This is a genomic window from Oryzomonas rubra, assembly GCF_008369015.1.
GTDB classification, from domain to species: domain Bacteria; phylum Desulfobacterota; class Desulfuromonadia; order Geobacterales; family Pseudopelobacteraceae; genus Oryzomonas; species Oryzomonas japonica.
Genome location: NZ_SRSD01000008.1, coordinates 26003 through 44064, shown reverse-complemented (window position 1 = coordinate 44064; position 18062 = coordinate 26003). Strand labels below are relative to the sequence as shown.

Below are 18062 nucleotides of genomic sequence, written 5' to 3'. Positions count from 1 at the left end.
TGGATAACCCCACTAACCTCCACCCTTTTGATGATGAGAATGTGATGTGAATATGCATGAAGCTTGGCAACAAGCCGCCGAAAATCTGGAAAAAGTTCTTTCCGAGCGAGATTTTGCCACCTGGATCAAGCCGGTAAATTACAGCCACCACGATGGCAATACGGTCTATCTTTCCGTTCCCACATCTTTTTTCAAGGATTGGCTGGAAGAAAACTATCAGAAGGTCATCCTCGGCGCACTGACGGTCACCTCGGGGCATAACCTCTCTCTCTCCTTTGTGGTCAGGGACCATAACAGCGAGTCCGAAACCCTTTTAGCGGAAGATCTCATCATCAAGGGGCACCAGGAAGAGGCTGAACAGGCGAAGAGCGCCCAGCTGGATTCCACCGTTACCCCCCTCAATTCCAAATACACCTTCGACCTGTTTGTCAGCGGCACCGGCAACCATTTTGCCCATGCAGCCGCCATGGCCGTGGCCAACAATCCGGCCGATACCTATAACCCGCTCTTCATCTACGGTGGCGTCGGCCTCGGCAAAAGCCACCTGCTGAACGCCATCGGCCACACCATCCGCAGCACATCGCCGTCGTTGAATGTCTGTTACTGTTCGGCAGAAAAGTTCATGTACGAGATGGTGAATCACCTTCGCCTCAAGAAGATGGATATATTCAGAAACCTGTTCAGGAATGTCGATGTGCTCCTTATCGACGATATCCAGTTCATATCCGGGAAAACAGGGACCCAGGAGGAGTTTTTCCACACCTTCAACGCCCTCCACGAGGCCCATAAACAGATCGTCATCACCTCCGACAAGTTCCCCCGGGAGATATCGGATCTGGAGGAGCGTCTCCGCTCACGTTTCGAATGGGGGCTGATCGCGGATATCCAACCTCCCGACCTGGAAACCAAGATAGCCATTCTTAAGAAAAAGTCGGAAGTGACCAAGATACGTCTTCCCGAGGATGTCACCTACTTTCTCGCCTCCAGCGATACGAGAAACATACGCGAACTGGAGGGTATGCTGATCAGGCTCGGCGCCTACAGTAGCCTGCAGAACATCCCCATTACCCTTGAGATGGCCAAGGAAAGCCTCAAAGATATCCTGGGTGACCGGCGCAAAGAGATCACCATAGAATTGATACAAAAAGCGGTGGCGGACCAGTTCGCTATTAAGATAGCCGACCTGAAATCGGAAAAGCGGCAGAAAAACCTCGTGCAGGCGCGCCAGATCGCCATCTGGCTCTGCCGGGACATGACAAAGGCCTCCTATCCCGACATCGGTTCGAAGTTCGGTGGCAAGGACCACTCAACCGTCATCTACGCCACCAAAAAAATCGACAAGGCGCTGCACGACGATCAGAAATTTTTCAAACTTGTCGACGATATCAGGCAGGGAATATTGAAATGAGACAACCCTGTTAACTAATTGTGGATATCTGTGCATAACCGTCGTACTGTTGATAACCGGGTCCTGCGTCCTGAAGTTGTCAACAGGGCTGAAATCGAAATTATTCCGCTAGATCGTCGTGTTGTATGGTTTTACTCATATCAACAGGACCAACAATAAACAACAAAGGTTTAAAGATTAAATACAAAACCTTTTCCTGTAAGGAGTGCCAGATGGAATTTACAATCGATAAGGAACTGTTCCTTAAGTCGCTGCAAAAGATTCAGGGTATCGTTGAAAAACGAACATCCATGCCGATTCTGTCGAATGTCCTTCTGGAGGCAACAGGCTCCTCGCTGCATGTAACCGCCACGGACCTCGAGGTAGGGATGAAGAGCACCTACCCCGCCGAAGTCGCGACACCCGGAAAGATCACGGTCGGGGCCAAGAAGTTGTACGAGATCGTCAAGGAACTCCCCAACCAGGCCATCGTCTTCTCAACAAAGGACAACGACTGGGTCGAGATAAAATGCGGCAAGGTGAAATTCAACATCGTGGGACTTTCTCCCGACGAATTTCCCTATTTTCCCGAAATCAAGGAAGAAAACCTTTTCGAGATAGAGAGCGCCCTGCTGAAAGGCATGATCGAAAAGACATCCTACGCCATCTGCACCGACGAGACGAAATACAACCTGAACGGCATATTCGCCAAGGTCGAGGTTAACGAAAACGGCGAAAACGCTTTCAAAATGGTTGCCACCGATGGCCACCGCCTCTCCATCGCCACTGGAGCCCTCAAGGGAACAGCCGGCCCAGAACTCCTGAAGGGGGTCATCCTCCCCAAAAAAGGCGTGTACGAGATGAAAAAGATCACCGACGAGGACAGCGGCACCCTGATGTTCGGCTTCATGGACAACAGCGCGGTGATCAAGCGGGGCGATTCCTACATGGTCATGCGTCTGGTCGACGGCGAGTTCCCGGATTATAACCGGGTTATCCCTGCGGCCAACGATCGCATCGTCACGGTCGACAAGGAAAATTTCACCCACTCCGTCCGCAGGATGGCCATACTCTCCAGCGAAAAATTCAAGGGGATCATGCTGGAGATATCTTCCGGCGGCGTGAAGATATCCTCGAGCAACCCCGAACTGGGCGACGCCATGGAGGATATCGACGTAGCGTACGACGGCGAGCCCATTTCCGTCAGGTTCAATGCCCGTTATCTCCTGGACGTGCTGGCCGTGGCCGAAACCGAAAGCGTGGAGATGAAATTCCGGGATGAACTCTCCCCCTCGATCATTGTACCGGAAGGTTCGGATAGCTTTCTTGCGGTGATCATGCCCATGAGACTCTAGCGGCAGAGCGGGATGCTGCTCAAACACCTGGCGGTTGCCGGTTTTCGGAATATAGGTGCGGTTCGCATCAGCCCCGGCGCAGGCTTTAACCTGCTGTACGGCCTCAATGGGCAGGGCAAGACCAACCTGCTGGAGGCGATCTACCTGCTGGGAAGTCCCCGCTCCTTCAGAACGGCCCGTCTTCCCGAACTCATCGGACATGACCGGCAGATAGCCCAGATTCAGGGCGAGGTTCAGTCGGCCGGAACGCTGAACCGCATCAGGCTGACCCTGGAGGCAGCCGGCCGGCGGGTGGAGGTGGACGGCAAGGGGATCCAACGGGCATCGGACCTGCACGGCCGGCTGAATGCGGTGGTTTTTTCCCCCGATGATACCGGCATGGTCAGGCTGGGGCCCGACGCGCGGCGCCGCTACCTGGACCGGGCCGTCTACACGGGGGATATCGGTTACCTGCAGAGCTGGCACGGCTATCACCGGATTCTCAAGCAGCGCAACCATCTCCTGAAGAGTGCCGACCGGACCGGCCTGGATACCTGGACCGAGCAACTCGCCGAGGCGGGGGCCGAGGTCATCGAACGGCGCCTGCGCTACGTGGCGCAACTCAACGGCATGCTGCAACGCCACTATGCCACCATCTCCGGGGAGAGGGAGACGGCAGGCATCGGCTACCAGCCCGAAGGGGTGCAGGCGGAGGAGAGGGAAATCATCCGCGGCCAACTGCTGGAGCTGTTCGCCCGGCATGCCCGGAGTGATGAACGTTACGGCACGACAACGGCCGGCCCCCATCGGGACGATCTGATGCTCTGCCTGGATGGCCGGCCGCTGAAGAGCTTCGGTTCCCAGGGGCAGCAGAAGAGTTTCGTTCTGGCGTTGAAGATGGCCGAGGTGGACAATCTCCAGGCCATTTTCCAGGAGCCGCCGCTCTTGCTGCTGGACGACATGAGTTCCGAGCTCGATGCCCGCCGGAACAAAAACTTGATGGATTTTCTCTTCTCCCGGGAGATCCAGGTGTTTATCACGACAACGGAACGATCACCCGCCCTGTTGGGCGCTGCTGCACACTGCGCCGTTTTCCGTGTGGAAGACGGCAATCTGACGTTTGAGGGAAATGAATCGCATGAGTGAACAGGCAAACATGACACAAACCGCTTCAGAAGAATACGGCGCCGACAGCATCAAGGTATTGGAAGGGTTGGCTGCGGTGCGCAAGCGCCCGGCCATGTACATCGGCTCCACATCCAGCGCGGGTCTGCACCACCTGGTGTACGAGATCGTGGACAATGCCATCGACGAAGCCCTGGCCGGTTACTGCGACAATGTCAGCGTGACCATCAACACCGACGGCTCGGTGACGGTGGTGGACAACGGCCGCGGCATCCCTACCGACATGCATGCCGGTGAAGGCCGGTCCGCGGCGGAGGTTGTCATGACCGTGCTGCACGCCGGCGGCAAGTTCGACAACGACTCCTATAAGGTCTCCGGCGGTCTGCACGGCGTCGGGGTCTCGGTCGTCAACGCCCTCTCCAAGTGGTTGGAACTGGAAATCCGCCGCGACGGCAAGGTCTGGCGCCAATCCTACCGCCGGGGCGATCCCCAGGCGCCGCTGGAGATAACCGGCGAGACCAAGAAACGCGGCACCAGGGTCACCTTCATGCCGGACGAGGAGATCTTCGAGACCACCGAATATTCCTTCGACGTGCTCTCCCAGCGGCTTCGGGAACTGGCCTTTCTCAACGCCGGCGTGAGGATCAAGATCACCGACGAACGGGTGGAGAACAAGTCCCACGAATTCTATTACGAGGGGGGCATCAACTCCTTCGTTGAGTATCTGAACCGCAACAAGACGCCGCTGCACCCCAAGCCGATCTACATCAAGGGTGAAAAGGGAGGTGTGGAGACCGAGGTCTCCATGCAGTACAACGACTCCTACGACGAGAAGGTCTTCACCTTTGCCAACAACATCAACACCCATGAGGGTGGTACCCACCTGGCGGGCTTCAAGGCGGCCCTGACCCGCACCATGAACAGCTATGCCGCGGCCAACAACCTGCTCAAGAACGCCAAGGTGACCATCTCGGGCGACGACCTGCGGGAGGGACTGACCTGCGTCATCTCGGTCAAGATTCCCCAGCCCCAGTTCGAGGGGCAGACCAAGACCAAGCTGGGCAACTCCGAGGTCAAAGGGTACGTGGAGACCCTGCTGAACGACAAACTGGCCCAATTCCTGGAGGAAAACCCCCAGATCGCCAAACGGATCCTGGAGAAGTCCATCGAGGCGGCTCGGGCCCGGGAAGCGGCCCGCAAGGCCCGCGACCTGACCCGCCGCAAGGGCGCCCTGGATATGGGTGGCCTGCCGGGCAAACTGGCCGACTGCCAGGAAAAGGACCCGGCCCAGTGCGAACTGTACCTGGTCGAGGGCGATTCCGCCGGCGGCTCGGCCAAGCAGGGGCGCGACCGGAAGTTCCAGGCCATCCTGCCCCTCAAGGGGAAGATCCTCAACGTGGAAAAGGCGCGCTTCGACAAGATGATCTCCTCCCAGGAGATCCGCACCCTGATCACGGCCCTGGGCACCGGCATCGGCAAGGAAGACTTCGACATCTCCAAGCTCCGTTACCACCGCATCATCGTCATGACCGACGCCGACGTGGACGGGTCCCACATCCTGACCCTGCTTTTGACCTTTTTCTACCGGAACATGCAGGAGTTGATCCAGCGCGGTCACCTCTATATCGCCCAACCGCCGCTCTACAAGGTAAAACGCGGCAAGAAGGAGATGTACCTGAAGAATGAAGCGGCGATGCAGAACTTCCTTCTGGAGGAGGGGGCCGAGGACCTGACCCTGCGCCTGGAGAAGGGGGACCGGACCTACATCGGGAAACAGATTATTCCGGTCATCAAGCAGTTAATCGAAAACCGCGCCATCTTCGACAAGGTGGTCAAGAAGGGGATTACCAGCGACCTGCTCTCGCTCATCATCCGCAGCAATGTGCCGGCTGACCTGGAAGAGCTTACCGCCCTGGAGCCGTACCTTGATACCATGAAGGCACTCTCCACCGGCGCCGACTATCAGGTGGAGGAGGACCGGATCACCTTCCGCATCGGCAATATCCGCGCCGTCATCGACCATCAGGTGCTGTCCGTGCTCTCGACCCATGAATACGAATTGCTGGTCGATAACCATCGCCGCGTGATCGAGACCATGGCTGACGGCCACGCATTCTTCGAACAACAGGAAGGGGGAAAACTCCTGTTCGAGACCAGCAACCACGAAGAGTTGCTCACCTTCTTCCTGGAGCAGGCCAAGAAGGGACTTGCCATCCAGCGCTACAAAGGTCTTGGTGAGATGAACCCGGAGCAACTCTGGGAGACGACCATGAACCCCGAAAACCGTGTGCTGCTTCAGGTCAAGATCGAGGATATCGTCGAATCGGATGAAATATTCACCATCCTGATGGGCGACCAGGTGGAACCGCGTCGCGATTTTATCGAAACCAACGCGCTCAATGTCGTGAACCTGGATATATAATATCCTGATTGTTTGTAGTTTTTTGCAATAATCTCGACCATCAATAATAAAGGGAGTTAGCCCATGGGTTAACTCCCTTTATTATATTCGCTGCATACAGTTTTCGGACGCCTCGGCGCGTTTGCCTTTCTCAGACCAAAATAATTTTTGTCGGGGGTTGATGTTTGGCCATTGTGGCAATAGAATAGTAACATATAAAAAAATTAGCATGTTGACCAACATGCTCGGTATCCGACTAACTAGAGGAGGCGTGGCAATGAAAGTGACGCGTAGGCAGTTTTTCAAGATTTCTGCTGGCGGGCTGGGGAGTTCCAGCATCGCGATGCTGGGCTTTTCACCCGGCGAAGCGCAGGCAGAGGTCCGCACGTTCAAGCTGGCCCGCAGTACCGAGACCCGCAACACCTGTCCCTATTGCTCGGTGAGCTGCGGTCTGATCATGCATAGCCTGGGGGACCGGGCGAAAAACGCCGAGTCGGCGATCTTCCACATCGAGGGCGATCCGGACCATCCGGTGAACCGCGGCACCCTCTGCCCCAAGGGCGCGGGGCTGGTGGATTTCATCCACAGCGAAAACCGGCTCAAGTACCCGGAATACCGCGCCCCCGGCTCCAGGGAGTGGAAGCGCATCTCCTGGGACGAGGCGTTTACCCGGGTGGCCCGGCTGATGAAGGACGACCGGGACAAGAACTTCGTAGCAAAAAACGCCGCCGGCGTCACGGTCAACCGCTGGGTGACCACCGGCTTCCTGGCGGCCTCCGCCTCCAGCAACGAATCCGGCTACATCACCCACAAGGCCATCCGCAGCCTGGGGGCCCTGGCCTTCGACAATCAGGCCCGAGTCTGACACGGACCAACGGTGGCCAGTTTGGCCCCCACATTCGGTCGCGGTGCAATGACCAACCATTGGGTTGATATCAAGAACGCCAACGTCATCGTCGTCATGGGCGGCAACGCCGCCGAGGCTCACCCCTGCGGCTTCAAATGGGTGACCGAGGCCAAGGCCCACAACCACGCCACGCTGCTCGTGGTGGACCCCCGCTTCACCCGTTCGGCATCGGTCGCCGACTACTACGCCCCCATCCGCACCGGCACGGATATCGCCTTCCTGGGGGGGGTGATCAACTACCTGCTCTCCCACGACAAGATCCAGCACGAATACGTCAAGGCCTACACCAACGCCACCTTCATCGTCAACGAAGGGTTCAAATTCGACGAGGGCCTGTTCTCGGGCTACGACGAACCGGGGCGCAAATACGACAAATCCACCTGGTCCTACGAGATCGGGGCGGACGGCTTTGCCGCGGTGGACGAGACCATGCAGCACCCCCGTTGCGTGCTGCAACTGCTCAGGCAGCACTACTCCCGCTACACGCCGGAGGCGGTGAGCAACATCTGCGGCACCCCCAAAGACGCCTTCCTCAAGGTGTGCGAAACCATCGCCACCACCTCGGTGCCCGACCGCACCCTGACCTTCATGTACGCCCTGGGGTGGACCCAGCACTCGGTGGGATCGCAGATGATCCGCACCGCGGCCATGGTGCAGCTCCTGTTGGGCAATATGGGCATGGCCGGCGGGGGGATGAACGCCCTGCGGGGCCACTCCAACATCCAGGGACTCACCGACCTGGGGCTTCTGTCCGACGCCCTGCCGGGCTACCTCACCCTGCCCCGGGATACGGAGGCCGACTACCAGGCCTACGTGGACAAGCGGACCCAGAAGCCCGTGCGCCCCGGCCAGATGTCCTACTGGCAGAACTATCCCAAGTTCCACGTCAGCCTGATGAAATCCTGGTACGGCGACACGGCGACCAAGGAGAACAACTGGTGCTTCGACTGGCTGCCCAAGCTGGACAAGGTGTACGACGTGCTCCAGGTGTTCGAGCTGATGTTCCGGGGCAAGCTGAACGGCTACGTCTGCCAGGGCTTCAACCCCCTGGCCGCGTTCCCCAACCGGGCCAAGCTGAGCAAGGCCATGTCCCAGTTGAAATACCTGGTGGTGATCGACCCCCTGGCCACGGAGACCTCATGCTTCTGGGAGAACCACGGCGAATTCAACGACGTGGACCCGGCCACGATCCAGACCGAGGTGATCCGCCTCCCCTCCACCTGCTTCGCCGAGGAGAACGGCTCCCTCACCAACTCCGGGCGCTGGCTGCAATGGCACTACAAGGGCGCCGAGCCGCCGGGAGAGGCCAAGCCCGATACGGACATTATCGCCGGCATCTTCCTCAAGCTGCGGGAGTTGTACAAAAAAGAGGGGGGCGCCTTCCCGGACGCGCTCATGAACCTCACCTGGAACTACAGAATCCCCCACGCGCCGGCACCCGACGAGCTGGCCATGGAGTACAACGGCAAGGCCCTGGCCGACCTGACCGACCCCAAGGACCCGACCAAGGTCGTCCTGAAGAAGGGGCAGCAACTGGACGGCTTCGCCCAACTCAAGGACGACGGCACCACCTCGTCCGGCTGCTGGATCTATTCGGGGGCCTGGACGGAGAAGGGGAACATGATGGCCCGGCGGGACAACTCCGATCCCTCGGGCCTGGGCAACACCCTCAACTGGGCCTTCGCCTGGCCGGCCAACCGGCGCGTCCTGTACAACCGCGCCTCCTGCGACCCGTCCGGCAAACCGTGGGACCCGAAGCGCACGTTGGTGTACTGGGACGGCGCCAAGTGGACCGGCCCCGACGTGCCCGACTTCAAGGCGGACTCACCTCCCAGCGAGGGGATGAACCCCTTTATCATGCAAACGGAGGGCGTGGGGCGGCTCTTTGCCCTGGACAAGATGGCGGAAGGCCCCTTCCCCGAGCACTACGAGCCGTTCGAGACCCCCATCGACACCAACCCCCTGCACCCGAAGGTGATCAGCAACCCGGCGGCGCGGGTGTTCAAGGGCGATCTGGAGGCCTTCGGCAAGGGGAAGGAGTATCCCTACGCCGGCACCACCTACCGCCTCACCGAGCACTTCCACTTCTGGACCAAGCACACCAAGCTGTCGGCCATCATGCAGCCGGAGCAGTTCGTGGAGATCGGCGAGCAGTTAGCCAAGGAGAAGGGGATCAAGGCCGGTGACCGGGTCAAGGTCTGGTCCCATCGCGGCTTCATCAAGGCGGTGGCGGTGGTGACCAAGCGCATCAGGCCGCTCATGGTGAACGGCCAGACCGTCCACCACGTGGGCATCCCGTTCCACTGGGGCTTCAAGGGGGTTGCCAAGAGCGGCTACCTGGCCAACACCCTGACCCCCTTCGTGGGGGACGCGAACACCCAGACGCCGGAATTCAAGTCGTTCCTCGTCAACATCGAGAAGGCTTAGAAGGTTGTTGAAAAACTCAGGTTGTTCAAAAATAGTCAGATCGTCGCACCCGCTAGACAAGCCCCGAGGAGGCGTAGCAGCGCTACGCCGCACAAAAGGGCTTTCGAGGACGGAGGCGAGATGGCTGTTTTTCAACAACCTTGATAGGAGATGGATCATGGCACTGCAATCACTGGACATAACCCGCCGTTCCGCCACCACCACTCCTTCGCCCGGCCAGCGCCGGACCATGGAGGTGGCCAAGCTGATCGACGTCACCAAGTGCATCGGCTGCAAGGCCTGCCAGGTGGCGTGCATGGAGTGGAACGACCTGCGGGACGATGTGGGCATCAACCACGGCGTCCTGGACAACCCCACGGACCTGACCGAAAACTCCTGGACGGTGATGCGCTATGCCGAGGTGGAACTGGAACCGGGGAAACTCGAATGGCTGATCCGCAAGGACGGCTGCATGCACTGCGCCAACCCGGGCTGCCTCAAGGCCTGCCCGGCCCCCGGCGCCGTCGTCCAGTACAGCAACGGCATCGTGGATTTCCACGAGGAAAACTGCATCGGCTGCGGCTATTGCATCACCGGCTGCCCGTTCAACATCCCCCGCCTGTCCCGGAAGGACAGCAAGGTCTACAAGTGCACCCTCTGCTCCGACCGGGTGGCGGCGGGGCTGGAACCGGCCTGCGTCAAGACCTGCCCCACCGGCGCCATCGTGTTCGGCTCCAAGGAGGCGATGCTTCACCACGCCGAAGAGCGGATCGCGGACCTCAAGAGCCGCGGGTTCGCCAAGGCGGGGATCTACGACCCCAAAGGGGTGGACGGTACCCACGTGATCTACGTGCTGCACCATGCGGACAAGCCCGAGATCTACAGCGGTCTTTCCAAGGACCCCTCCATCGGCGCCATGGTCGAGCTCTGGAAGGGGGCGACCAAGCCGTTGGCCTCCCTGGCCCTCGGCGTGGTCGCCGCCGGCGCCTTTATCCACTACGTGACCAAGGGTCCCAACGAGGTCTCGGAAGAGATCGAGAAGGAGTTCGAGGAATGAAACGAGATCCCGATAAATTAGACCGTTATACGGCTCCCGAGCGGGTCAACCACTGGCTGGTGGCGTTTGCCTTCATCCTCCTGGCGTTGTCCGGTCTGGCGCTGTTCCACCCCGCGTTCTACCCCTTGAGCCAGCTCTTTGGCGGCGGCGTCTGGACGCGCATCCTCCACCCCTTCATCGGGGTAGCGCTGATCTTCTCCTTCGGCAGCATGTTCTTCCGGTTCCGGAAGCTGTGCGTCCTGACGCCGAGTGATTGGGAGTGGCTGCGCCATGCCCGCGAGATGATGGGCGGCGATGACCGGAACATGCCGGAGGCGGGCAAGCTGAACGGCGGCCAGAAGCTGCTGTTCTGGCTGCTGGCCGCCTGCATGACGCTGCTCGCCCTCTCCGGCATCGTCATGTGGCGCGCCTATTTCTCGTTCCTGTTCCCCCCCGGTGTGATCCGCCTGGCCGCGGTCGTGCATGCCGCGACCGGGGCGGGGATGATCTCCCTGATCATGGGCCACATCTATCTCGCCATCTGGACCAAGGAGAGCATCGGCGCCATGCTGTACGGCAAGGTTAGACGCGCCTGGGCGAAACAGCACCACCCGGCATGGTTCCGGGAGATGACGGGAGGACGTAAATGAGCAACGAAGACCAGCAGCTTGAGCCGGGGCAGATCGAACCGCCGGCCGGGGAGATACGTTTTCTGTTCCTGGCCGAACGCGACCTGTTCGCCCGCCGCGCCGAGCGTTTCCGGCTCCTTGCCTCGGGCCATTCCCTGGCGGATTACCTGGGCTTCCTGGCGCTGTTGGCCGATGCCCAGCAGGAGGCCCTGGACCGGTTCCCCTCCTTGCCTCCTCCCACCCCAGAAGAACAGTCGCTCTGCCGCGAGCACGGCATGCCGCTCCTGGCTGCCCGCTCCTGGCGCCGCAATCCGGCCTGGCGGGAGGGGCTGGCCCTGATCCTGCGCCGCATGGCCGGGGCGGAGGTACCCGCTGCCGCCCGCGAAGCCGCGGCGGGGCTGTTGGCTACTGCTGAATGCAGGCTGGATGATCTGGCCGACAAGATACTGGCGGGCGATCAGGCCGCCGTCCCTCCCCCGGAACTCCCCTTTGTCGCCGCCGCCCTCCAGGCCTACTGGGTGCACATGGCCACGGCCCTGGGGGAACACGCCTTTGCCCGGCTGGAAGCGGGCGGGGTCTGTCCGGTGTGCGGTTCGGCGCCGGCCTCCGGCATCGTCCACGCCAACGGCTCGAAACAGGGGCTGCGCTACCTCTCCTGCTCCCTCTGCGCCACCCAGTGGCACATGGTGCGGCTCAAGTGCAGCAGTTGCGAGGCCACCGAAGGGATCGGCTACTACAGCCTGGAGGGGACCAACGGCGCGGTCAAGGCGGAGAGCTGCCCGGACTGCAACGCCTACCTGAAGCTGTTGTATCTGGAGAAGGACGGCCGCATGGAAGCCACGGCCGACGACCTGGCCACCCTGGCGCTGGATATGCTGATGGCAGAGGCGGGGAAGGTGCGCGGCGGCCCGAACCTGTTCCTCCATCCCGGCGGCGAGGTGGAGGAGGCCTGAAGCGGTGATCATGCTGCGATAAAATGATACAACCAGTGGCACCCGGAGGCGATCCGGGTGCCTTTTTTGGTGGGATTGATTCACGGCTTCGGCATTGACGCCGCAGCGGTAACGGCATTGGGCGCGCCTTTATGTGGAACAGAGAAGCCATTCGTGATAATCTCCGGTGCGGCGGTGGTTGACCCGGACCCGGCGAGTGGCGAGACGACGCACCGGCACGGTCCCCTGCAACCCCACCCCGGATTTCGACCCAAGTGAGAAGGTACCCATGCCCCGCTCTACCATGATCAGTTATATCCTGGCCGTAACGGCCGCCGTGGCCGTCCTGCACTTCCATCTGCTGCCGGCCGCGTTTGCCGGCCTTGCGGTGTATGTGCTGACCTTGAAGCTCGCCCGCCACCTCCCCAAAAACATGAACCGCGTTGCGCACACGGTCGCCCTGGGCGTTGTCGTCATGTGCGTCATCGCCTGCCTGACCAGCGCGTGCGCCGTCGCCTGGTCTTTCATCGGCAGCAGCCAAGGCATCGGCGCCCTGCTCGCCATGGTGGTCGAGACATTCGGCAGTCTGCGCCGGGCGCTCCCCGCCTCGGTTGCCGAGGTGCTGCCGACGACCATTGAAGGGCTGCGTCAGCAGATGGTCGAGATGCTGGGCGATCATGTCCAGAAGATCTCAATCGCCGGTATGGAGGGGCTCAAGGTCTTTGCCCATATCCTGCTGGGCATGGTCGTCGGCGGAATGGCTGCCGTCCATCATTTCAAGGAGCACGACCAGGTGCCGCCGTTCACGGGGGCGCTGCGCTCCAGGCTGCGTGCGCTTGCCACGGCCTTCGACAAGGTGGTTTTCGCGCAGGTGAAGATCTCGGCCCTCAACACGACGTTGACCGCCGTCTACCTGCTGATCGCGCTGCCGCTCTTCGGCGTCCACCTCCCCATGGCGACGGTTCTGATCCTGCTGACGTTCGTTGTCGGGATGCTCCCCGTGGTGGGCAATCTGGTGTCCAACTCGGTGATCGTCGTGATCAGCCTCGGCGTCTCCCCAGGGGTCGGCGTCGCGTCACTGCTGTTTCTGGTGGTGATCCATAAGGCCGAATATTTTTTGAACGCCAGAATCGTGGGGCATGAGGTCCAGGCGACCGCCTGGGAACTCTTGAGCGCCATGCTGCTCATGGAGGCCGTCTTTGGCCTTGTGGGACTGGTGGCGGCTCCGGTGGTGTATGCCTGGCTCAAGGCGGAGGTCAAGGAGCAGGGGATAATCTGACGTCAAGGCGGCCGGGCAAGTAGAGACTCCCCCCCTCGACGGGATAAGGGGACTTTTGCAAGAGCCCCAGGAGGTAACGACATGCCGTACGTGAATATCAGGATCACCCGTGAAGGGGCGACCGCCGAACAGAAGGAGCAATTGATCAGGGGGGCCACCCAACTACTGGTGGACGTGCTGGGGAAGAATCCGGCCACCACGGTGGTGGTGATCGACGAGGTGGAGACGGACAACTGGGGCATCGGCGGGGAGAGCGTGACCACGCTGCGGAAACGGAAGGCCTGAACCCAAGCGGCAATAACCGCCGATGAAGGGAGTGTTTTGCAAAGGCTGCATCCTGGGATGCGGCCTTTTTATGCCGCGCACCCTGGCTGAGAAATATGGTTGCCGCCATCGCCGGGAACTTGTACCCTTGTGAGAGGTTGAAAAAGGAGACAGATATCATGACCGATACTATTGTCCGCGCCATGAGCGCGTCAGGCGGGCTACGCGTGTTGACGTGCAGCGTCAGCGGCCTTGCCCGTGAGATTTGCTCGCTGCAACGGGCATCGGCCACGGTAAGCGTGGCCCTGGGCCGCGGCCTTGCCGGTGGCGCATTGCTCGGAGCCCAGCTCAAGCCGGGCCAGAGGGTGGCGCTGAAATTCGAGGGCAACGGCCCCATGGGCAAGATGATCATCGAGGCGGATGCGGATGGCGCGGTGCGGGGATGCGTCGGCGATCCCGGCGCCGAGGCCGAACCGCTGAACGGGAGGTGGAATGTCCCGGGGGTGCTGGGGCACGCCGGTTTTCTCACGGTCTCAAAGGACCTGGGGATGGGCGGGGAACCGTACCACGGCATGGTGCAACTGCGCAGCAGCGAGATCGGCGACGACCTGGCCTACTACCTGACCGACTCGGAGCAGGTCCCCTCGGCTGTCGGCCTGAGCGCCTCGCTGAATGAGGAGGGTGGCGTAGCGTTGTGCGGCGGTTTTCTGGTCCAGGCGCTGCCGAAGGCGGACAGCGCGGAGATCGACGAGATGATGCGGCGGATTGCGGAATTGCCGCCGCTCTGCACGCTTTTGCAGGAGGGCGGGCCTGAAGCGATCATGAACAGGCTTTTCGGCGGCATGGCCTACAACCTGCTGGAGACGCGCGAGGTGTTCTTCCGCTGCGGCTGCAGCAAGGCAAAGGTCGAGCGCGCCCTGCTGACCTTGGGGCCGGATGAACTCAGGGACATGGGGGAGAAGGAGCAGGGAGCGGATATCACCTGCGAGTTCTGCCGGCAACGGTACCATTTCGACGAGGCCGAACTGGCGGCGCTTGCCGCCCGGTCCCGTACGCCGGCCGGCGTCTGACGGATGCGGACCATCAAGCTGACCATAGAGTACGACGGCACCAATTATTCCGGCTGGCAGATCCAGCCCAATGGCCTGGCGGTACAACAGGTCATCGAGGAGGCCCTGGAACGCCTGCTGGGAGAATCGGTGCGGCTCCGCTCGTCGGGGCGAACCGACGCAGGGGTGCACGCCCGGGGCATGGCGGCTGCCTTTACGACGCACCGGGACCTGCCGTTGCGCGCCTTCGTCGAGGGGACCAACCGGTTTCTGCCGGCGGATATCGCCATCATCGATGCCAACGAGGTCCGGGCCGGTTTCAAACCGATCGGCGACGCCCTGGCCAAGCACTACCGCTACACCATTCTCCTCTCCCCGGTGCGCTCGCCGTTGCACCGCTTCCACGCCTGGCAGGTCAAGGAACGGCTCGACTTGGAGGCCATGGGCGCGGCCCTGCCGGCGTTTGAGGGGCGGCACGATTTCGCGGCGTTCAGGGCCTCCAACTGCGTCGCCAAAACGACGGTACGGAGGATCGACTCCGTTACCATGCGGCAGGAGGATGGCTTTCTTTTCATCGATGTGGTGGGAGAGGGATTCCTGAAAAACATGGTCCGGGTCATGGTGGGGACGCTGGTCGATATCGGCAAGGGGCGTTTTGCTCCGGACCACATCGCCTGGCTGCTGCAGAACCGGGATAGAAAAAAGGCCGGCGTTACGGCGCCGGCCTGTGGACTCTGCCTGATGAAGGTTTTTTATCCCCCGGATGGCAGGGATGAAGATGAGTCTATTTTTCAGCCAGCAGCTTTTTGACCAGAACCTCCATGGAACTGCCGATCTCGTCGGAAAACCCTCTGAATACCTCGGCAACCTTGCCCTTCTTGTCGATGACGATCATGACCGGCACCGAGCGGACGCCAAACCCTTCCGTAACCGGGTCTCCCGCCAGGGCGACGGGATAGTTGATGTGATGTTCCGCGACAAACGATTTGACGACGCGCTCCCCATCCTCATCGGCACTCATACCCAGTACCTGCAACCCCTGCTTTCCGTATTTCTGGTTCATCTTCACCAGATGGGGGATGGACATGCGGCAAGGTTCGCACCATGTGGCAAAGAAATCTATGACCAGCACATATCCCCGGTAGTTTTCCAGGGACACCGGCTGGCCCGCCGTGGTGACCACCTTGAACGCGGGGACCGGCTGCCCCGCCTTGGGCAGGGCCAGGAGCTGGGCCGGCAGCAGGGCTATGAGCCCGGTTATGGCAAGGCCCATGACAAGCCCGCGGACAGGTCTGATACGCTTCATCATGTTGTTAGAGCGCCTTGGCGATCAGGGCGTCCAACTGGGATTTGGGAACCGCTCCGACGATCTGGTCGACGACGGCCCCCCCCTTGAACAGGATGATGGTGGGAATGCCGCGCACGCCGTATTTGCCGGGTGTTGCCTGATTTTCGTCCACATTGACCTTGCCGACCTTGACCTTGCCGGCATATTCGTCGGCAACCGCATCGACAAGCGGAGCGATGGCCTTGCAGGGGGCGCACCATGTGGCCCAGAAATCAACGAGCACCGGGATATCGGACTGGATTACCTCGCGCTCAAAATTTGCATCGGTGAATGCAAGTACCTTTTCACTGGACATAAAAAACATCTCCTTTTGGTGGGTTCATATTTGAAAAATGATATACCAGCCGGGGAAAAAATCAAGAATAAACTCAGTAGGGATCCCATTTGTTGAATTACGGGACGAAAGGTTGTATGTTGGCAATTCTTCGATCAAAATCGACGATTCCACCCCGCCTCTCCGCACCGCCCGGCACAAGTGAGCGGGTCGGGCGGGGGCTTTTTGCGGAAGGGAACCGATGTCGTACCTTGCCCTGAACATAGATATGGGGAAACGGGCCGTCCTGATAGTGGGGGGCGGGAAGGTGGCCGCCCGTAAATTGCAGACCTTGCGCGAGGCGGGGGCCGTGGTCCGGGTCGTCGCCCCGGCGGTACTACCCGCGATACGGGAACAGGAAGCGTCCGGCGCCGTGACGATACGGAGCGGCGGCTATGAGACCGCCGACCTGGACGGCGTTACGCTGGTGGTGGCAGCAACCGATGACCCCGCCGTGAACCGCAGGGTGGCGCTCGAGGCCGGGGAGAGAAGCATTCTTGTTTCCGTTGCCGACCAGCCAGAGGCGGGAGATTGCCATTTCCCCGCGGTCTTGCGGCGGGGAGGGCTGGAGATCGCCGTTTCGACGGGCGGCCGCTGCCCGGCCCTCGCCGCCGAGGTGCGCGACGCCATCGCCGGCATGATTGGCAATGATTACGCAGATATTGTGGAACAACTGGCCGCCGACCGAGAAAAGCTATTGACGGAAGGGAATGGCACCACATACAATAAAGCGATTTTACGCACGAAGGCGAGATGCCTGATCGCCGAGCTTTCCGCACCCAAGGACATTTCATGAGCCAGATTTTCTTCTATTGCACCCTGGTGTTGTACGGTTTGGCTACCGCGCTCTACCTTGGCTATCTGCTGCGTACGACGCAGGGCGTGGCGACGTGGGCAAGCCGGCTGGTCGCCGCCGGTTTTGTGGCCCACCTCCTCTCCACCATCCACCGCTTCAATTCGGCCGGCTACCTGCCGATCACCAACATGCACGAGTCCCTCTCCTTCTTCAGCCTCGTCATTGTGGGGGCGTTCCTCCTGTTCGTGCGCAAGTACAAGATCGCCATCCTGGGCTCGTTCGTCATCCCCTTGGCGCTTCTCATGATCATCGGCTCCAGCGCCTTCCCGTCGGTGATCAAGGAGCTCAACCCGGCCCTCAAGAGCGGCTGGCTGTGGGTGCATACCATCATGGCCTTCGTCAGTTATGCGACCTTCACCATCGCCTTCGCCGCTGCCGTGATCTACCTGATCCAGCAGCATTTTCTCAAGAAAAAGAAATTCGGCGCCCTGTTCCAGAAGCTGCCTTCCCTCGACACCCTTGACGACATCAACTATCGCTGCCTGACCATCGGTTTTCCGCTCTTGACGGTTGCGATCATCTCGGGCGCCATCTGGGCCGAAAAGGCCTGGGGTACGTACTGGAGCTGGGACCCCAAGGAAACGTGGTCGCTGATCACCTGGTTCATCTATGCCGCCCTTCTGCACGGCCGTATGACCACCGGTTGGCGCGGAAAGCGCGCCGCCCTGCTCTCCATCGCAGGGTTTCTGATCATGCTGTTTACCTTTATCGGGGTGAACATGTGGCTGCCCGGCCTCCACAGCTATAAATAGGATATCGTACTCTAGCTCATCGTTTCAGCAGTTATCACATGCTG

At 60.5% G+C, this 18062-nt stretch carries 17 protein-coding genes; 14 read left to right on the top strand and 3 right to left on the bottom strand.

Annotated elements, in window-relative coordinates; genetic code table 11:
- Positions 1 to 52 precede the first annotated feature (52 nt).
- The 8 genes from dnaA (at position 53) to fdhE (ending at position 12178) form a co-directional block, all read left to right on the top strand.
- Complete coding sequence (dnaA, locus tag ET418_RS13095; protein ID WP_149308529.1) at positions 53 to 1408, top strand: chromosomal replication initiator protein DnaA; 1356 nt, start codon at positions 53 to 55, stop codon at positions 1406 to 1408.
- 212 nt (positions 1409 to 1620) lie between these two features.
- The gene (gene dnaN, locus ET418_RS13090; RefSeq protein WP_149308209.1) at positions 1621 to 2742 is read left to right on the top strand and encodes a DNA polymerase III subunit beta; all 1122 of its coding nucleotides are present in this window, start codon (positions 1621 to 1623) and stop codon (positions 2740 to 2742) included.
- A 12-nt stretch (positions 2743 to 2754) separates the two neighbouring features.
- Positions 2755 to 3867, top strand: coding sequence for a DNA replication/repair protein RecF (gene recF, locus ET418_RS13085; RefSeq protein ID WP_149308207.1), 1113 nt, complete (start codon positions 2755 to 2757; stop codon positions 3865 to 3867).
- Positions 3860 to 6268 carry a DNA topoisomerase (ATP-hydrolyzing) subunit B gene (gene gyrB, locus ET418_RS13080; RefSeq protein WP_188055549.1) on the top strand — a complete coding sequence of 803 codons (2409 nt, stop codon included), beginning with the start codon at positions 3860 to 3862 and terminating at the stop codon, positions 6266 to 6268. The genes recF and gyrB overlap by 8 nt, the downstream gene beginning before the upstream one ends.
- A gap of 160 nt (positions 6269 to 6428) precedes the next feature.
- Positions 6429 to 9581: a formate dehydrogenase-N subunit alpha gene (fdnG, locus tag ET418_RS13075; protein WP_476703888.1), complete on the top strand. Its 3153-nt coding sequence runs from the start codon at positions 6429 to 6431 to the stop codon at positions 9579 to 9581.
- Between the two features lie 157 nt (positions 9582 to 9738).
- Positions 9739 to 10617 carry a formate dehydrogenase subunit beta gene (gene fdxH / locus ET418_RS13070; RefSeq protein ID WP_149308203.1) on the top strand — a complete coding sequence of 293 codons (879 nt, stop codon included), beginning with the start codon at positions 9739 to 9741 and terminating at the stop codon, positions 10615 to 10617.
- The gene (locus tag ET418_RS13065) at positions 10614 to 11246 is read left to right on the top strand and encodes a formate dehydrogenase subunit gamma (protein ID WP_149308201.1); all 633 of its coding nucleotides are present in this window, start codon (positions 10614 to 10616) and stop codon (positions 11244 to 11246) included. Before fdxH ends, ET418_RS13065 begins: the two co-directional genes overlap by 4 nt.
- Positions 11243 to 12178 carry a formate dehydrogenase accessory protein FdhE gene (gene fdhE, locus ET418_RS13060; protein ID WP_149308199.1) on the top strand — a complete coding sequence of 312 codons (936 nt, stop codon included), beginning with the start codon at positions 11243 to 11245 and terminating at the stop codon, positions 12176 to 12178. The genes ET418_RS13065 and fdhE overlap by 4 nt, the downstream gene beginning before the upstream one ends.
- A 129-nt stretch (positions 12179 to 12307) precedes the next feature.
- On the opposite strand, the gene ET418_RS18180 is transcribed toward fdhE, so the two are convergent.
- Positions 12308 to 12448, bottom strand: a complete 141-nt coding sequence (locus ET418_RS18180) for a hypothetical protein (protein ID WP_188055547.1) — start codon at positions 12446 to 12448, stop codon at positions 12308 to 12310.
- Between ET418_RS18180 and ET418_RS13055 the strand changes: the two genes are divergently transcribed.
- The 4 genes from ET418_RS13055 (at position 12447) to truA (ending at position 15559) form a co-directional block, all read left to right on the top strand.
- Positions 12447 to 13436 (top strand): AI-2E family transporter, encoded by a 990-nt coding sequence (locus ET418_RS13055; RefSeq protein ID WP_149308197.1) that lies wholly within the window; start codon positions 12447 to 12449, stop codon positions 13434 to 13436. The two genes, ET418_RS18180 and ET418_RS13055, sit on opposite strands and share 2 nt — an antisense overlap.
- An 81-nt stretch (positions 13437 to 13517) precedes the next feature.
- Positions 13518 to 13721: a 2-hydroxymuconate tautomerase family protein gene (locus ET418_RS13050; RefSeq protein WP_149308195.1), complete on the top strand. Its 204-nt coding sequence runs from the start codon at positions 13518 to 13520 to the stop codon at positions 13719 to 13721.
- Positions 13722 to 13858: 137 nt separating this feature from the next.
- The gene (gene hslO, locus ET418_RS13045; protein WP_149308193.1) at positions 13859 to 14770 is read left to right on the top strand and encodes an Hsp33 family molecular chaperone HslO; all 912 of its coding nucleotides are present in this window, start codon (positions 13859 to 13861) and stop codon (positions 14768 to 14770) included.
- Between the two features lie 3 nt (positions 14771 to 14773).
- Positions 14774 to 15559 (top strand): tRNA pseudouridine(38-40) synthase TruA, encoded by a 786-nt coding sequence (gene truA / locus ET418_RS13040; RefSeq protein WP_149308191.1) that lies wholly within the window; start codon positions 14774 to 14776, stop codon positions 15557 to 15559.
- Here truA and ET418_RS13035 read toward each other — a convergent pair.
- Both ET418_RS13035 and trxA read right to left on the bottom strand, forming a co-directional pair.
- A complete protein-coding gene (locus tag ET418_RS13035; protein WP_149308189.1) occupies positions 15534 to 16058 on the bottom strand; it encodes a TlpA family protein disulfide reductase in 525 nt (174 codons plus the stop codon). The two genes, truA and ET418_RS13035, sit on opposite strands and share 26 nt — an antisense overlap.
- Before the next feature lie 4 nt (positions 16059 to 16062).
- Complete coding sequence (gene trxA, locus ET418_RS13030) at positions 16063 to 16392, bottom strand: thioredoxin (protein ID WP_149308187.1); 330 nt, start codon at positions 16390 to 16392, stop codon at positions 16063 to 16065.
- 220 nt (positions 16393 to 16612) lie between these two features.
- On the opposite strand from trxA, the gene ET418_RS13025 reads away from it, so the two are divergent.
- Together ET418_RS13025 and ccsB are read left to right on the top strand one after the other, a co-directional pair.
- Entirely contained in the window at positions 16613 to 17206 is a 594-nt protein-coding gene (locus ET418_RS13025; RefSeq protein ID WP_149308186.1) for a precorrin-2 dehydrogenase/sirohydrochlorin ferrochelatase family protein, read from the top strand.
- The gene (gene ccsB / locus ET418_RS13020) at positions 17203 to 18018 is read left to right on the top strand and encodes a c-type cytochrome biogenesis protein CcsB (protein ID WP_149308184.1); all 816 of its coding nucleotides are present in this window, start codon (positions 17203 to 17205) and stop codon (positions 18016 to 18018) included. Before ET418_RS13025 ends, ccsB begins: the two co-directional genes overlap by 4 nt.
- Positions 18019 to 18062 lie beyond the last annotated feature (44 nt).

Coding starts and splice junctions, on each gene's coding strand:
- ET418_RS18180 (WP_188055547.1), bottom strand. CDS start 12,448: ATGGGTACCTTCTCACTTGGGTCGAAATCCGGGGTGGGGTTGCAGGGG.
- dnaA (WP_149308529.1), top strand. CDS start 53: ATGCATGAAGCTTGGCAACAAGCCGCCGAAAATCTGGAAAAAGTTCTT.
- dnaN (WP_149308209.1), top strand. CDS start 1,621: ATGGAATTTACAATCGATAAGGAACTGTTCCTTAAGTCGCTGCAAAAG.
- ccsB (WP_149308184.1), top strand. CDS start 17,203: ATGAGCCAGATTTTCTTCTATTGCACCCTGGTGTTGTACGGTTTGGCT.
- ET418_RS13065 (WP_149308201.1), top strand. CDS start 10,614: ATGAAACGAGATCCCGATAAATTAGACCGTTATACGGCTCCCGAGCGG.
- recF (WP_149308207.1), top strand. CDS start 2,755: ATGCTGCTCAAACACCTGGCGGTTGCCGGTTTTCGGAATATAGGTGCG.
- fdxH (WP_149308203.1), top strand. CDS start 9,739: ATGGCACTGCAATCACTGGACATAACCCGCCGTTCCGCCACCACCACT.
- truA (WP_149308191.1), top strand. CDS start 14,774: ATGCGGACCATCAAGCTGACCATAGAGTACGACGGCACCAATTATTCC.
- ET418_RS13025 (WP_149308186.1), top strand. CDS start 16,613: ATGTCGTACCTTGCCCTGAACATAGATATGGGGAAACGGGCCGTCCTG.
- fdhE (WP_149308199.1), top strand. CDS start 11,243: ATGAGCAACGAAGACCAGCAGCTTGAGCCGGGGCAGATCGAACCGCCG.
- ET418_RS13035 (WP_149308189.1), bottom strand. CDS start 16,058: ATGATGAAGCGTATCAGACCTGTCCGCGGGCTTGTCATGGGCCTTGCC.
- gyrB (WP_188055549.1), top strand. CDS start 3,860: ATGAGTGAACAGGCAAACATGACACAAACCGCTTCAGAAGAATACGGC.
- trxA (WP_149308187.1), bottom strand. CDS start 16,392: ATGTCCAGTGAAAAGGTACTTGCATTCACCGATGCAAATTTTGAGCGC.
- ET418_RS13055 (WP_149308197.1), top strand. CDS start 12,447: ATGCCCCGCTCTACCATGATCAGTTATATCCTGGCCGTAACGGCCGCC.
- ET418_RS13050 (WP_149308195.1), top strand. CDS start 13,518: ATGCCGTACGTGAATATCAGGATCACCCGTGAAGGGGCGACCGCCGAA.